Origin of the sequence: Mammaliicoccus stepanovicii (assembly GCF_002902525.1) — a bacterium.
GTDB lineage: Bacteria > Bacillota > Bacilli > Staphylococcales > Staphylococcaceae > Mammaliicoccus > Mammaliicoccus stepanovicii.
The window spans coordinates 1-15966 of the sequence record NZ_PPQZ01000038.1; the positions used below are offsets into that span (position 1 = coordinate 1).

At 30.8% G+C, this 15966-nt stretch carries 18 protein-coding genes; 4 read left to right on the forward strand and 14 right to left on the reverse strand.

Going from position 1 to position 15966, the window contains the following annotated elements:
- The 5 genes from CD111_RS06780 to CD111_RS06800 form a co-directional block, all read right to left on the reverse strand.
- A partial coding sequence (locus CD111_RS06780; protein ID WP_142380938.1) for an FtsX-like permease family protein occupies window positions 1–388 on the reverse strand: 388 nt, incomplete at its 3' end.
- Window positions 378–1139, reverse strand: coding sequence for an ABC transporter ATP-binding protein (locus CD111_RS06785; protein ID WP_095086021.1), 762 nt, complete (start codon window positions 1137–1139; stop codon window positions 378–380). The genes CD111_RS06780 and CD111_RS06785, both read right to left, overlap by 11 nt.
- Before the next feature lie 106 nt (window positions 1140–1245).
- Window positions 1246–2253: a sensor histidine kinase gene (locus CD111_RS06790; protein ID WP_095086018.1), complete on the reverse strand. Its 1008-nt coding sequence runs from the start codon at window positions 2251–2253 to the stop codon at window positions 1246–1248.
- A 1-nt stretch (window position 2254) separates the two neighbouring features.
- Complete coding sequence (locus tag CD111_RS06795) at window positions 2255–2938, reverse strand: response regulator transcription factor (protein WP_095086016.1); 684 nt, start codon at window positions 2936–2938, stop codon at window positions 2255–2257.
- 9 nt (window positions 2939–2947) lie between these two features.
- A complete protein-coding gene (locus CD111_RS06800) occupies window positions 2948–3871 on the reverse strand; it encodes an NAD-dependent epimerase/dehydratase family protein (protein ID WP_095086013.1) in 924 nt (307 codons plus the stop codon).
- Window positions 3872–3989: 118 nt separating this feature from the next.
- On the opposite strand from CD111_RS06800, the gene CD111_RS06805 reads away from it, so the two are divergent.
- On the forward strand, window positions 3990–4493 hold the full coding sequence (locus tag CD111_RS06805) for a GNAT family N-acetyltransferase (protein ID WP_095086010.1): 504 nt from the start codon (window positions 3990–3992) through the stop codon (window positions 4491–4493).
- A 260-nt stretch (window positions 4494–4753) separates the two neighbouring features.
- On the opposite strand, the gene CD111_RS06810 is transcribed toward CD111_RS06805, so the two are convergent.
- The 5 genes from CD111_RS06810 to CD111_RS06830 form a co-directional block, all read right to left on the reverse strand.
- Window positions 4754–5788: an alpha/beta hydrolase gene (locus tag CD111_RS06810; protein ID WP_095086008.1), complete on the reverse strand. Its 1035-nt coding sequence runs from the start codon at window positions 5786–5788 to the stop codon at window positions 4754–4756.
- Between the two features lie 47 nt (window positions 5789–5835).
- Complete coding sequence (locus CD111_RS06815) at window positions 5836–6900, reverse strand: YkvI family membrane protein (RefSeq protein ID WP_095086006.1); 1065 nt, start codon at window positions 6898–6900, stop codon at window positions 5836–5838.
- Window positions 6901–7023: 123 nt separating this feature from the next.
- The gene (locus CD111_RS06820; RefSeq protein WP_095086004.1) at window positions 7024–8454 is read right to left on the reverse strand and encodes an MDR family MFS transporter; all 1431 of its coding nucleotides are present in this window, start codon (window positions 8452–8454) and stop codon (window positions 7024–7026) included.
- 213 nt (window positions 8455–8667) lie between these two features.
- Window positions 8668–9165 carry a hypothetical protein gene (locus tag CD111_RS06825; protein ID WP_095086003.1) on the reverse strand — a complete coding sequence of 166 codons (498 nt, stop codon included), beginning with the start codon at window positions 9163–9165 and terminating at the stop codon, window positions 8668–8670.
- A 114-nt stretch (window positions 9166–9279) separates the two neighbouring features.
- Complete coding sequence (locus tag CD111_RS06830) at window positions 9280–9597, reverse strand: CHY zinc finger protein (protein ID WP_095086001.1); 318 nt, start codon at window positions 9595–9597, stop codon at window positions 9280–9282.
- A gap of 133 nt (window positions 9598–9730) precedes the next feature.
- Here CD111_RS06830 and CD111_RS06835 point away from each other — a divergent pair, with 133 nt between their 5' ends.
- Both CD111_RS06835 and CD111_RS06840 read left to right on the forward strand, forming a co-directional pair.
- Window positions 9731–10027 (forward strand): ArsR/SmtB family transcription factor, encoded by a 297-nt coding sequence (locus CD111_RS06835; protein ID WP_158245680.1) that lies wholly within the window; start codon window positions 9731–9733, stop codon window positions 10025–10027.
- A gap of 17 nt (window positions 10028–10044) precedes the next feature.
- Window positions 10045–10983: a cation diffusion facilitator family transporter gene (locus CD111_RS06840; protein WP_095085994.1), complete on the forward strand. Its 939-nt coding sequence runs from the start codon at window positions 10045–10047 to the stop codon at window positions 10981–10983.
- 254 nt (window positions 10984–11237) lie between these two features.
- Here CD111_RS06840 and CD111_RS06845 read toward each other — a convergent pair whose 3' ends face one another.
- From CD111_RS06845 to CD111_RS06855, 3 genes are read right to left on the reverse strand one after another with little or no spacing between them, the layout of a single operon-like run.
- On the reverse strand, window positions 11238–11969 hold the full coding sequence (locus tag CD111_RS06845; RefSeq protein ID WP_095085991.1) for a metallophosphoesterase family protein: 732 nt from the start codon (window positions 11967–11969) through the stop codon (window positions 11238–11240).
- A gap of 21 nt (window positions 11970–11990) precedes the next feature.
- A complete protein-coding gene (locus tag CD111_RS06850; RefSeq protein WP_095085988.1) occupies window positions 11991–12638 on the reverse strand; it encodes an SDR family oxidoreductase in 648 nt (215 codons plus the stop codon).
- A gap of 12 nt (window positions 12639–12650) precedes the next feature.
- Window positions 12651–13184, reverse strand: a complete 534-nt coding sequence (locus tag CD111_RS06855; protein ID WP_095085985.1) for a CHAP domain-containing protein — start codon at window positions 13182–13184, stop codon at window positions 12651–12653.
- A 180-nt stretch (window positions 13185–13364) separates the two neighbouring features.
- On the opposite strand from CD111_RS06855, the gene CD111_RS06860 reads away from it, so the two are divergent.
- Window positions 13365–14339: a hypothetical protein gene (locus CD111_RS06860; RefSeq protein WP_229726490.1), complete on the forward strand. Its 975-nt coding sequence runs from the start codon at window positions 13365–13367 to the stop codon at window positions 14337–14339.
- 725 nt (window positions 14340–15064) lie between these two features.
- Here the strand turns inward: CD111_RS06860 and CD111_RS06865 are convergent.
- The coding region (locus CD111_RS06865; RefSeq protein WP_103268492.1) for an HlyD family secretion protein at window positions 15065–15966 on the reverse strand (902 nt) is incomplete at its 5' end.

Sequence of the window (15966 nt, forward strand, 5' to 3'; positions counted from 1 at the left end):
AGATGTGTATAAGAGACAGACCTAAAGCTGTTCCAGCAAATAGCGTTATGACAAATAGTACTAAATTTTCTAATTGAAATATTTTGAATACTTCTCGTTTCGTCATACCAATCAATTGATATAAACCCATTTCGCGAGATCGTCTCTTTATAAATAATTGGTTTGCATACAATAAGAATATAATGATAATGCAAGTTAATAATGTAACACCAACTTTAATCCCCGCTTCTGGTTTCACTCCTGATTGAATACCATTTAAATCATCTGAGTACTTTAATGTAACAAATCCAAAAAACAATATTACACTCATCGTAATTGAGAATATATACATACCATAGTGTCGTATATTGCGTTTTAAATTTTTAACAACGATTTGATTAAAGTTCATTTACTACACCACCTAACACACTTTGTGTTTTGATGATTTCTTTATAGAATGATTCTCTATCATCGTCTCCTTTATATAGTTCCGAATAGACTTTTCCATCTTTGATAAAAATAACACGATTCGAGTAACTCGCTGCAACTGAATCATGTGTAACCATTACAATTGTTGCCTTCGTTGATTGATTCATATGATCTAATTTATTTAGTAAATCAGATGCTGATTTAGAATCTAATGCTCCTGTTGGCTCATCTGCAAAAATGATAGATGGTTGTGCAATAAAGGCGCGCGCAGCAGATGTACGTTGTTTTTGACCACCGGAAATTTCATTAGGATATTTATTCTGAATATCCATGATACCTAATGCGTTACTTATTTCTTCGAATCTCTTTTGCGCTTCTCTTCTTGAAACTTTCTGTATTGTCAGTGGCAACATAATATTTTCTTGTACTGTTAATGTATTCAACAAATTATATTCTTGAAATATAAATCCTAATTCTTTCTTTCTGAATTCGGACATTTGTTTGTTATTCATGTTTTGTAATTTATGACCATTAATTTCAATTTGACCACTCGTCGCATAATCAATTGAACTCAGTACATTTAACAATGTAGTCTTACCAGATCCTGACGGGCCCATAATACTTACAAACTCACCTTCATCTACTGATATGTTGATATTTCTCAAAACTTCTTGTTGATTTTTTTTTGAACCATAAACTTTAATAAGTTGCTCTGTTTTTAATATGCTCATGTTTAAAAACTCCTTTGTAATGTGTTTATGATTCTATCTTAATATGTATCTTGAATTATATCCTTTGAATGGTGATACAATTTGAACTCACAAAGTGACAGTTTTGTCACTTTGCGAGTTCAATTGAAGTATATTCATTTGGGTTAGAGAATATAATAAGCACGGTTGTCCCTTCACCGAATTCAGATTTTATGTTTACCGTTATTCCTAATCCTTTAGAAATTTGTTTAACAAGATAAAGTCCCATTCCTGTAGCTGTAGATTCACGTTTTGACGTAGTTGATGTGAAGCCTCGATCAAATATACGTGGTAAGTCTCTAGTTTGTATGCCTCTACCTTCATCCTTAATTTCTAAGTAAATTTTTTCTTTCAACTTATATGTGCGAATACTGATGTCACCATTATCAGTATATTTCAATGCATTACTAATAATTTGTCTTAGTATCGTTCTGAACCATTTTTCATCAGTATATACATTGTACGCATCAATATCTAAGTCATATCCAATCCCTTTAGCGATACTTATATTTCTCGCATATTGAATTTCATTGATAACCATATTTCTCAAATTATAATGACCAAAATAAAAATCATTTGATTTAGAAGACAATCGTTTAATGTAAAGTTGCTGATCTAATAAATAATCAATGCGACTCCATTCATATAATATATCTTGTTTCAGCTTGATATCATCTATTTGGTCTGTTAACAATTTCATTGCGGTAATAGGTGTTTTCACTTCATGAATCCAATCCAGCAAATCATCTTTCATAATGGTTATTTCTTTATTCTGTTCGTGTATGGTTTTACGTGTTTGTTCTTCATAACCTTGAATATAATCAAATATTAGTTTTTCATAAACTGAATGATTAAGTTCTTTATGTTCTATTTCTTTTAGCGGTGTATTATTTACTAAAGCTTTATAAAATCTCGTTTCTCTTGTATATATCATGAATACAAAAACAAACAATAATAAGCAATTTAAACCAATTAAATAAATTGCACCGTTAATGGACATACCTACATCTAACCAGCTCGTAATGAAAATAATCATCTGCATACTTATGAACAATGTAAACCACGGCCATCTTTCTATTAAAAATTGTTTAATCATACTATCCCTCCGGCTCGTGAGCTATATAGCCTTTACCTACTTTTGTTTCTATATAGTCATTAAGACCAATTTCCGAAAGTTTTTTTCTTAAACGATTAACATTCACTGTGAGTGTATTATCACTTACAAATTGCTCATCATCCCATAAAGCTGTAATGATAGTATCTCTATTCACGATTTCATTCTTATGATTAAGTAATATTTCAAAAATAAACATTTCATTTTTAGTAAGTGAAATTTCAATGTTATCTTTTTCAACGATATGTTTACCGTAATCAATTCTTGCTTTATTCCATACTTTCACACGTGGTTCATCTTTATTATATTGATAAACTCTTCTATAAATTGCTTGTAATTTAGCTAACAGCACTTCTGTATGAAATGGTTTTTGTATGAAATCATCTGCACCAAGTTCCATACTCATCACTTGGTCCATCGGATGATCTCTAGAAGATAAAAATACAATCGGCAAATTAGATTGTTTCCTAATTGCTCGACACCAATAAAAACCATCATATTTTAGTAGTTGTATATCAATAATCACCATTTCAGGATTAATTGTTTCATATTCTTCTAACACTAAATTAAAGTCATTAATCCCATATACTTCCCAACCCCATTTTTCTAGTTGTTGTTGCATCGCTTTAAAGAGTGTTTCGTCATCTTCTATAATTAATAGTTTCATACTAACTCCTTATTTTGTATATTTTTTTTGGCCTTCTGTTTCTGATCGGAATTGAAAAACTTTAATTCGACAGTCTACTTCGAAACCTTTCATCGTTACATTATGAATAGGTGCTTGTGATAAATAATATAACGTCCAAGGTAATCTTGGAATATAGTTAAACAAATGTACTATAAATTCATTAGAGTGTTTTAATTTTCTAAATTCAAGGACACCTTTATCTTCATATTTAATAACTGATAATGTCCCACCAACAACATCAAATTGAATGATATCATGCCCTATACTTGGTTTAACTTCTTTCAACTCTAGTAATGGCTTTCGGCCATTTTTCAAAAACACTTTATACGTATCACCAGTAAGTTCTGTATTTACTAGTGTGCCACTTGTATCTTGTAACCAATCAAAATAATACTTAACAACATTTTCTAAATTCCACTGATAAGGCAACGGCATTCTATCGATACTTCTTACATCATCATATTTCGATTTTTGTAATTCAATAGAAACTGCTGGCCTCTTTATAGATTGTGCCGTTACTTCGACATCGATACCCGTAGAATTCAGAATTTGAATCGTCTCATGGTCAAAAGGAGAACCAGAAATATATATAATTTTCTTAACATGATTAGCTTTACATGCTCTTGCCATATTATCACTCGCAATAATATTTAGGTTTCGAGCAGTACTTTGTGTAAGTTTGGCTGATTTTTTATTTGGATCTAAGTAGTAAATCGCAATATCTATATTTTCTAATGATTTGATCATATCTTTCAGAACATAAATATCACATTTTCTCCATATCACATCATTATCTACCATATCTTCCTCGTATTTTGTAATAGCATAAATATTACCTAAGTCTTTCAAAGTTTCGGTTAAATGCTTACCAATATAACCCGAGCCACCTGATATTAAAATATTCGATTTCATGTTTGTCACTCCTTTCATTGAGCACTACTTATATGTGTTATACTAATAATAACTTAAATGAGATTTACAATAAATATACCACTGTTTGTAATTTATAAATAGAAATAGGAGAATTTTTATGAAAGAAATCATACGTGAAATTAGAATAAATGATGTTGAAAACTTTAACCACCTGTTAGATAGTGTCATTAACCAGTCAGAATACTTGTTATTTAATCCAGGGGAACATCAATTTTCAATACAACACCAAACTTCCTTTCTTGAAGAGATGATCACAACAAGTAATTCTACTATCATAGTAGCAGAACTAAACGATACGTTAATAGGCTACGTCACGATTCAAGGTGGAAAAACTAAACGAAATAAACATGCTGCCAAAATAGCAATGGGACTACTACCATCATTTCGAAACAAAGGAATTGGTTATAAATTATTACAAGAAACAGAAGCATGGGCAATTAGAAGACAATTGCATAGGCTTGAATTAACAGTGGTAACAGAGAATGAACCTGCTTATAGATTATATGAAAAATTCGGTTTTAAAATTGAAGGTAAAAAAGATGAAACACTTTACTTCAATGACAAGTATTACGATGAATTTATGATGGCGAAGATCTTATAACATAAAAGCGTATTGATAACAGAAAAATCGTAACAGTTCTCTACTAAATATAGGACTGTTACGATTTTTTATTTCTATTTTGCTAGATTCAATAGTCTGGCCTCTTAGATGATATACTTCAATTGTCACCTAGTCATCCTACTTGAAGGTAATGTTTAATTTTATATCTTCTTATTGTTCTTAATCTTACATATATCAAAAACCAACCTAGGACTCATCAAATATGTCCTAGGTTGGTTAAACTTTATATACAACATGCTCTATTTATCTTTCTTTATGACTGATTCTGATTCTTGTTTAGTATTGTTTTCATATGGAGATTGTTTTGTGTTTGCTCCTAAGAACATCATGACGCTGTTGTACGTTTTCTTAGATTCTTTCAAGTTCATATGAAATTGGTATTGATGACGTAGGTTATGTGTTCCATCAAAGAATGAAGTTGTCGTATCAACACCATATTCATTTAGTACTTGATTGAACTCTCTATTTTGTGGATCAAATGGGTCTGCATCTCCTACTGTTAGAAATGTAGGTGGATATTTCTTTGTCACTTGTTCAACAGTAGATAGTTGATTAATTTGTGCAAAATTCTTCTCCCAATGTTCAGATCCTGTATAACTTGTCATAAACAAATCAATTCTAGGAAATTGTGTACTTCTCACCGTTTGCATATTGTATAAGCCACCAAATAAAATTGCTGCTTTTAAGTTCTTTTGTTTAATCGTTTGTTTCATCTTCATTTGCTGTTGTAACTTCGGATTCGTTTGCAACGCTACATACTGACTCGCTATTTGTGCACCTGCCGAATCGCCACCGTATACAATTTGTTTATCGTCTATATTATATTTGTTTTTATTTTTCAGTGTAAATCTAGTTGCTTGATCTAATTGTTGTATCGGTGTTGGATATTGAGAATCTGGTGCTAAAGCATAGTTAACATTCACAATAACAAATCCTTGTTCAGCTATTTGAGCTAAATATGGGTTTTTATATCGTTTGTCACCTGCTATAAAGCCACCACCATGCGTCCAAAAAATGACTGGTAGTTTTTCACCTTTTTTTATATTTGATGGTAATATAATATCCATTCTACTGTTCGAAGCACTGTGGCCATATACGACATCTTTCATTAATTTTACTTTTTCATTATTTAATAAAAGTTGATTGGCTTTTTGTGCTTGTAATTGCATCTTTCGTTGTTTATGTTCTTGATATTTACCATTTATATAAAATCCACCGACGACGACAACAATAGCCATAATCAATATAAATAATCGTCGTTTTTTTCTTTTCATATGTTCACTTCCTCATGTAAGAAGATAGTTTAACATATTCAAATATTTTATGCGATATGTTTTTCGTTCTCTTTTTTTCTATTTATATACTTAACTAAAATAGCTGCACAAATAACTAAACCAATTACACCCATTGCAGGATACAGTTTATCAATAAGAGACGAGAATCCTACGAAACTTAAACCGTATGCAGCTGCCATAGCAATTGTTAATAAGATAATATATTTTTTTGAAAATGGAACCGTAAATCTCGCTGTAAATGAATACATCAGACCTAAAATTGTATTATACATAACCATTAACATGATAATAGATAATGCCACACCTATAATCGGTGATATTGTTCTAGCCAATGCTAATGTTGGAATTTCTACATTTTTAATATTTGGATATTCAGCTAGTAAACCTGAATTAATAAGGGCTAGTAATACTAAATAAATAACGCCCCCTATAATACCACCTAATCCAGAAATTCTACGTTTATCTGCATCTCCACCAATAGCAACAAGTGTACTAAATCCAACTGAGAATGCTAAACCACCATATACAAATCCTTGAATAATCCCCCAAACTAAACTTGGGTTTTCTACTGCATTATTTGTTTCAGCTATACTTACGTGGCCATTCACAAAGAAATAACCCGCTATTATAAGTATGATAACAATAAGAAATGGTGTTACGATTCCTAATGCTTTTACGATTTTGTCAAAATCTAATAATAAAGTGATATAAATGACAATACACATTAAGAGTGCACCTAGCCATGTGGGAATACTAAAGCTTTCTTCAAATGCAGATCCAGCTCCTGCTATCATTGTGACTGAAATTCCGAATAAGAAGAAAGTTAGCACGTAATCAATTATAATCCCATACTTACCAAATAAATAATTTATTGTAGAACTATGTTCATTAGCATCTAATGCTGTACCAATCTTTGCAACTTGACGCCCAAAGAAAGCCAGCATGATACCTGAAATAATAACACCTATATATCCATATAAACCGTAATGTGTGAAGAATTTCATAACTTCTTGGCCTGTTGAAAATCCTGCACCCACCACAACTCCGACATAAGCAAAACCTATTTTTGTTGCTTCTTTTACATTTGACACAAATGTTCCTCCTCATTTTAATTTATACATATACATTCATATACCCGATGATTTTTGAGTTAACCTTTACAACATACAAGTCCCCTTACTTATGTAAGAGGACTTGTAAAATTTTCATTATTATTAAGAATTGCCTTCTATAGATTTACTATGATTTGCTCTTGTTACAGTAAATCCTACAATTACACCAATAATAAGTAAACCAATTGCAAACCAATATGACTGATGAATACCAATTGTCATTGCATGATTGATATCTTCAGTAGTTGGATGTTTAATACCTTGTAATGCAGCTGATTGACCACCGTTCATTATACTTACAAAAACAGCAATACCTAATGCGCCTCCAATAGGTTGTAACATATTGGATACTGCCGTACCATGTGGATACATTTCTTTAGGTAATGCGTTTAAAGCATTTGTATTTGCTGGCATTAGTACTGCTGAAATACTAATCATTAATATAATATATACTACTATAAATATCCAGACTGGTATTCCTGGATGAATTGTTGAATAGAATATTACCACACATAGTAAAACTAATAATCCAGGCACCATTAATTTTCTTGGACCAATCTTATCAAAAATCGCACCCATAAATGGAGATAAGAAACCATTAAGTAATGCACCAGGTAACAATATTAACCCTGCAACCTTAGCACTAAAGCCCATCGGCCCTTGTAAATACATTGGCATTACAATTTCAGATGCAAACATCGTCATAATGACAATTACAAATATAATGACACCTTTTGTATAATTAGCATATTTAAATACTTTTAAATCGAGTATTGGTTCTTCTAGCTTTAATTGTCTCATCACAAATAATACCATTGCAACTACACCAATTATTAAGGTTAAGTATATTTTAGGACTACTAAACCCACCAACTGTTGTACTGACAGATGAAACACTATAAATTATCGAAGCGATACCTACAGAGGACATTACAATTGAGGCAATATCAACTTTAGGTCTCGTAACCTCTCCGACATTTTGTAAATATTTAAAAGCAAATAAAAATGTAAATAGCATAAATGGTATGACTATTAAGAATAACCATCTCCAACCTAAATAATCGACTATTACGCCTGACAAAGTTGGACCTAATGCAGGAGCAAACATAATGACTAAACCAAATTGTCCCATCACTTTTCCACGCTCTTCTTCTTTATAAAGTAGTAGCATTGCATTCATAATAGTTGGTATCATTAATCCCGTACCAGCTGCTTGAATCATTCTCCCTACTAATAACATTGGAAAGTTTACTGCTAACCCTGCAACTAAAGTACCTAATGAGAAAATTGCAACCAACCCTAAAAACAACCTTCTCGTAGAAAACCACTGATTAATAATTGCAGAAAGTGGTGTTAACACACCCATAACTAACATAAAACCTGTTGCCATCCATTGGACAGTTGGCGCATCTATATCAAATACTGACATTAATTCTTTTAATGCAATATTTAAAAGTGTCTCGTTTAAAATCATGAAAAATGCACCAATCAGAAACACTATCATAATGATCTTTCTTTTTCCCTTATTATCCATTTGTTTCTCCTAATCGTTTATTATGTAACTTGCCTATACTACCATAAAAAATGAGAGCGAGACAGAAATCTCATTTTGTAAAAAAAGATTTCGCAGTCTCGCCCCAGCAAGGATGACTAGAGTTGAAAAAAATTTGATTTGAAGCGCGTTTTCAATTCAGTCATCTACTGCCAAATATAATAAGAGTGTGAGACAGTTACTGATATCTCACACTCATGCATTATTTGATTTAGATAATTGTGAAAAATCGACTACTACTTTATCCATTCTCTTAGCAGTTTCTTTCATTATATTACGCGCTACTTTATTTTCAGGATCTAGTTTAAGAATTTGTTTACTAATGTCAAATGCTTGTTTATCTGAAAGTAATGGTTCAGGGATAGCATGCAATAAGAGCATTTGTAATAAACTCTTAACTTCTTTATGACCAGTTAATACCATTGAACGTTCAGCATGGTAATACGCTGTATAAAAAGCACCTTCATGTTCACTATATGGATAGACATGAAGTAAAAATGCTAAATCATGTAATTCACTCGACTCTTCTTTCTTTATAGAATCAAGTATAAACGTATAAAACATTGTACTTTCATCTTCGTGAGCCGCTGAAATAAAGTGTTCTTCAAATTCTAAGAAATCCACTTCGGACATCAATCGGTATGCAGTTTCAAATTCACCACTTAATATATGGCCTTTTATTAAGTCCTTCATTCAATGTCCTCCTTTATCTTCACGACGTTCACTGAAGTTAATTTCTTTTAATTAATTAGCAAATCAATTATAACATGTTTTCAAAAGAATTACCTTTATTATAAACTAACATTTTTAAATTTTAAAATATAAATGATGGTGATATTTGCATCTGTGATTAAATCGCGAATCACATTTTGGACATACCTCTTTCAACATATAGTCATTTATAGACATTGTATGTTTACAGACACCACAAATAATAGCTTGCTCATTGAATTCACTTGAATGCCATCTTTTTGCGTCATGATTCTCACTTTCTTCATGACATTTATAACAAGGATAAAATTTCTTACAACATTTGAATTTTATCGCGATAATATCTAATGGCGTATCGTAATGTTTACATCGTGATTCATCATCTACCGTTAATCCATATATTTGGTGTGTCATAGAAACCTCCATAAAATTATATTATTAAAAATTTCTCACATTATATATATATTTGTCAATTCAATTTGACAAATATATTGAATTCTCTTAAAATTAACATATGAACATATATTCATATGTTAGGAGAATCTATATGAATCACAATATATTAGACGATGAAACATTACTAATCGTTTCACAAACATTTAAAGCATTAAGCGATCCAACAAGAGTGAAAATTTTACATTTATTATGTACTGGCCGTCATTCAGTTGGTTGTATAGCAGAGAGCTTATCACTGAGTCAGTCGTCAGTGTCTCATCAACTTAGATTTTTGAAAAATTTAAGACTTGTAAAGTTTGAGCGCGAAGGAAAAAGTATTTACTATTCTTTAGATGATGACCACGTCATATTATTATTAAAACAAGCGATTGAACATGCTAAACATTAATTTTTGGAGGTAATCATATGGGACATGAGCATCATGATCACAATCATGTACACACAAATAATAAAAAAATACTACTCCTCTCGTTTCTTATCATAACTGTATTTATGGTAATGGAAGTCATAGGAGGATATATTACGAATAGTTTGGCATTATTATCTGATGCTGGCCATATGTTAAGTGATTCCATTTCTTTGTTTATCGCCCTAATGGCATTTAAGTTTGGAGAACGCAGTGCTAATAACAACAAAACTTATGGATATCGTAGATTTGAAATATTAGCTGCACTTACAAATGGCATATTGTTAATTGGTATTAGCTTATATATTTTCTATGAGGCTATTTTTAGATTTATCAATCCACCCGAAGTAGCATCAACTGGAATGCTTATTATAAGTACGATTGGTTTAATCGTGAATTTATTGATTGCTTGGTTGATGTTCAGAGGATCCGATACTAAAAACAACCTAAATATGCGAGGAGCCTTTATCCATGTATTAGGGGATTTATTAGGATCAGTTGGCGCAATTGTAGCAGCCATTGTTATGATGATTTTCGGATTCCGTCTTGCCGATCCAATTGCTAGTGTATTAGTAGCTGCATTGATCATTAAGAGCGGTTATGGTGTTACAAAATCTGCATTAAATGTTTTAATGGAAGGCACACCAACTAATATAGATATTCATGAAATATCAGAAACGATTCAATCACATTCGGAAATAATGAGCGTTCATGACCTACATATTTGGTCTATTACGAGTGATTTAACTGCACTTAGTTGCCATGCTGTCGTTGATCAAAATAAAACGGTTAAAGAATGCGACATTATTATCGAAGAAATTAATCATATGCTTCTGCACAAATCCATACAACACGCTACAATTCAACTTGAAACAAATGAACATCAACACGATGGATCCTTATTATGCTGTATGGAAGAACCAAGTCATACACATTAACAAGAAATGATGCTTTAACATAAGAGTCTAAAACATAAATATCCATTCTAAAGTAACGAAAGCTAATCCATATTTTTTTGGATTAGCTTTTTTTATCCTATCTTACTAGATTTTTCAATCTGGCTACTTAGCTCGCTTCTATTTCATTATTACCTAAATAGGCTGTGTTATCTTATTTAAATATTACATAAAAAATCCCGGAACAAATTTGTCCCGGGATTGTATTAACTGATTTATGATAAGTTCTAATATGTTTAAATAAATGACTCAAATATTAATTCTTTACCTGGTACATTCTTTTCATCAAATCCATCTAAAAACGGCTGATTATCATAAGGAACCTTAATTCTTTCAACATTTATTGCACCATCTTTTATTTCGACAAGGCCATAAACTGCATATGCACCATTGTTTAATCCTACAGATCCTGGATTAAAGTATATTGTTTCTATATCATCAAAATGATGTAACACGTGGTTATGACCAAAGGCGATAAAGTCTGCATCTAGACCGTTAAACAAACCATGTACATGTTCTAAAGACGGTTCAACTAAAGGCTCAAATGGATCATCACTTATGTGACTTTCCATCTTTTCTTTAAGGATTCGATAATGTGTGAAATAAAAATTAAGCCCTTCAATTGTTGTTTTGCTTTCTCGTTTTAAATTATTTAAAAAAGAATAGTATTTTTTATCAAGTTGTTCAACTATCCATTGATGATGTTCATAAAATTTATCCTTTAAGCTTTCTGGATACGCTTCTCCATTTGCAACTGCCATTATTGCTTCATCATGATTACCTGCAATAAAAGTCATATCGTTACGGTTTAGCACTGTTTCTAATACTTCGTTAGTCTTATGTCCTACTCCAATGTTATCACCAAGATTATATATATGTTCTATATCTTGTCTTTGGTCAATATCATTTAAAACCGCGTCTAATGCATCACCATTACCATGGATATCTGTTATAATCGCAAATTTCACAACAATGCAACTCCTTACTCATTAGTTATTGAATTGGTCAACCGCTTCTTTCACGCCATTAGAACCAGCTACAACTTGGAACTCTTGTCCAATCTTGTCATCATTGTTTAATACAGCTTGTAATACTGTTGCCACATCTTCACGAGGTATCTTACCACGCTCAACTTCTTCAGCTAATTCAACTTTATCAGATGCGTCGTCATTTGTAAGTGCGCCTGGATGTACGATTGTGTATGGTACACCTGATTCTCGTAAATAATTATCTGCATAATGTTTAGCAATTGTATAAGGTTTGAGATCACCTTCAAATGCTGATCTTCTTGTATCGAATGATGATACCATAACAAAGTGTTTAATTTGAGCTAATTTACTCGCTTCAATTGATTTAACAGCGCCATCTAAATCTATAATGATCGTTTGATCTGCACCAGTATGGCCACCAGAACCAGCAGTAAATACAACTTTATCGGCATTTTCGATTTTTTTCTTAATATCATCAATACCATCGTATTCTAAATCTAAAGAAACAGTTTCTGCTCCTAATGATTCAAAGAAAGAAGCTTGGCTAGATTTTCTTATTCCAGCTGTAACTTGATCACCTTGATCAATTAGTTTTTTTACGAGATGTCTACCTATTTGACCATTTGCACCTATTACGAATATATTCATTCAACTCACTCCTTAAATTTTTTCATGTATGAATTGATAGTGATGTAATCTATCAACTGTAATTAATCGTTCAGTAACTTCATATGATTTTTCATAATTCATATCAGATACAATAATTGAACCGTCTTGTCTCATTTCTTTTACTATACCTACATGACCTAATTTACCATGACTCGTTTGCAATATAGAACCTTCACTAGGTGTATGGTTTACAAGATAACCATCATCTTTAGCTCGCTTTGCCCAATGTTTAGCGTCCCCCCAAGATGAGGAAATGTCTTTATTTATATGTCTTCTTTCTTCAAATACGTAAAATGTACATTGTCCTTCTTGATAAAAATTACCTAATGAACGGCCATCATACTTATCATGCTTTCTCAATTGTTCAGTACGTATTTCTAATTCTTTCATCTTGATTTCTTGTTTCACACTTTCTACTTGTTCAAATACGAAGTTCAAACCATCATGACTTCTAACTAGCATTATCATGACGATGATGACTGTCATTGTCGTCATCAAACCAATTATTCGGAATAAACTTTTCATTTTCACTCCTAAAAATTTGATACCTTCAATATATGAGTAATCACGTTTGATATCAAATAAACTGCTTATGGTATTATTTAATTAATATTTATATAAAATATATTTTCCTATAATCACTTAACATTTTACAACTAAATTATGTTAACCTAATAATAAATAAAAAGAATACGGGGTGAGATTATGTTTAAATTTCAAAAAGATTTTTATAAAAATGGACAAGGATTACATCTGAAGACGATATTATATTCAGTATTAGCTTCTATCATAATGACTATTATTATGCTTATTCCTGGTGCTGCCTTTTTAATTGGTGTAATAACAATGTCAGCAACACAAAATGATATCACTGGTGAGCCTTCTGGTGCGGGAGTTGCAACATTTATCATTTCAATGATCATTGGCATTATATTATCCTTAGTTGTATATATCTTTATACTCATACCGATGGCATACGGTATGTTGAAATATTATAAAGATACAGATTTAAGTAGAACTCCAAGGTTTAAAGACTTATTTATGTTCTTGAAAAAAGGAAATTACGTTAAAACATTGAAACTAACTTTAATTATCTTTGTATTAAGCGTTGCTATTTACATCATTATATATATTGTAGTATTTATTGTAGAAATCATATTCTTCGGAATATTTGGGACATCTATGGCAATCATGCAACCTGATAGTTCAGGTAGTAACGTTGGTGTAATGTCTATATCACTCATTATTCTCATATTGTTCATGATAGTAGTAATGCTTGCAATATTCATTCCAATCTACTATATCATTATCTTTATAGCGAATACGATACTTGTACATGTCGATCAAAGATCGTTACCTACTTTCACTAAACTTTCCATAGGTTGGAATATAACAAGCAAGGGACCAAATAATGCTTGGAAATTATTATTCAGTAACTTACTCTATTTCATCATAGCTTATATTATATTTGCAGTACTATGCATAATATCAGCTTTAATTATTTCAATACTACCTACAGCTTTACAAATTATCTTTGGTATATTCTTATATATTATCGGCTTCATCTATATGATTATAATTTCTCACTTTGTTTATGGTAGTGTTGTAAACTTCTATCATAAAAATAAAAATGCTTTATATCCACCTCATAATCAAGAAAATGAACAAACAAATTATTAATCAGATTTATAATAAACATACTAAGAATAGTAGCGAAGTAATCTACAACGGTAGATGGGCTTCGCTACATTTTCATACCGTTGATACTATTTTTATGAATGTGAAATAGTAGTAGAGAGAAGTGCTCCAAATTGCTTTTAGGTCCAAGTTGATTACATCAACTTAGGAGCGCATTAGAGAAGTCAGATTGTCCAGCATTTTCATCCTTTTTAAATCAAGTAAAAAAGTGAGAAGTTTGTCCTAGTCTTTGGAGTGTAACTCGATTTCACCTTAAACATCAATCAATTATAAAAGAAACAACACTAGCACAAGTGGCAAGTGTTGCATTCATTTATTGTGATTCTGTTCACTACGCACGAGGAATATAGACGAACGGAAAATCCAATTTGGCATTACCAAATTTAATTGAAGTGAGATTCTTAGGCAAGAGTGGATGGTAAGTAATCAATTAATATTTAAATATAACACTTAAAATTATATACCCACCACAAAAAATGGAGATCCTATTAATTATAATCATGCAGTAATTGAAATAACAAATTATATCCGTTTTTATAATACTGATTGGATAACATTAAAAATTGCTGAATTTATAACGTAGCTATAAGTTCAACCAACAAGACATTTTAATTATATATATCAACTTGACAGAATGCAGTTTACATATCGTGATTTTTGCTATTTTTTTAAGTTTCTGAATCTTTACTTTTTAGACTTATTTTGGTTTATTCTTTCAATTTTCTATATAGATATTGAGCAATTGTTTCTTTCTCTAACTCTATATATGATACTCCTTTAAGATAATATATATTTTCCAATTTACTAGGAATACTTTTTTTTAAAGAAACCTTTACTTTATAAAGATTTTCACCACTCTTGGATTCTTCAGGGAACTGAGAAATAAATTTTACTAACCCTGAAATAAGAAACTCTTCTTTTTTTGTTTTAAATTTAATTGATACTTTTTGATTTTGTTTTAAATTTAATATATCCTCACCAGAAATATAAGTAACAACTTCTTTGTATTTATTTGGAAATATTTGATATAAAACATTTCCTTTTGTAACAATTAACCCTTCCTGTACTTCTTCTGGATAAAAGATATACCCACTATTAGTTGCATAATCATGAATATCATTGTTGTTAACTGAGGATAATTCTTGTATTTCATCGTTCAATACATCCATTTTTTCATTTAATTGCTGAATACTTTGGTCTCTAATGTTATTACGCTGTAAATTATCTGAATAGCCTATTTCATTATAGAGTTTTATATAGTTTTTTAAATATCTAAAACTATAATCTGTATGTAACTTGTTATTTGTTTCTAAAGGATATTTATCTATTTTTTCAGTAAGGATAGATAAATCATCCAATTTATCTTTTTTATATTGTATTTTAGACTTCATTTGATTTTTATCGTCTGCCATATCTTGAGTATTGATTACTCTATTATTTTTTTCAATAAATTGGCTATTTTTTTTTAATATCTTATTAATTTTGACGTCATTGCCTGTCGTAATATTAACAGGGTCATTTTTAGACTGTATAATTCCTGTAGATTTTATATAATCTGTTTTTTTAATAAAAAATAAAGAAATAGTGATTGCTACACAGACTATAAAAA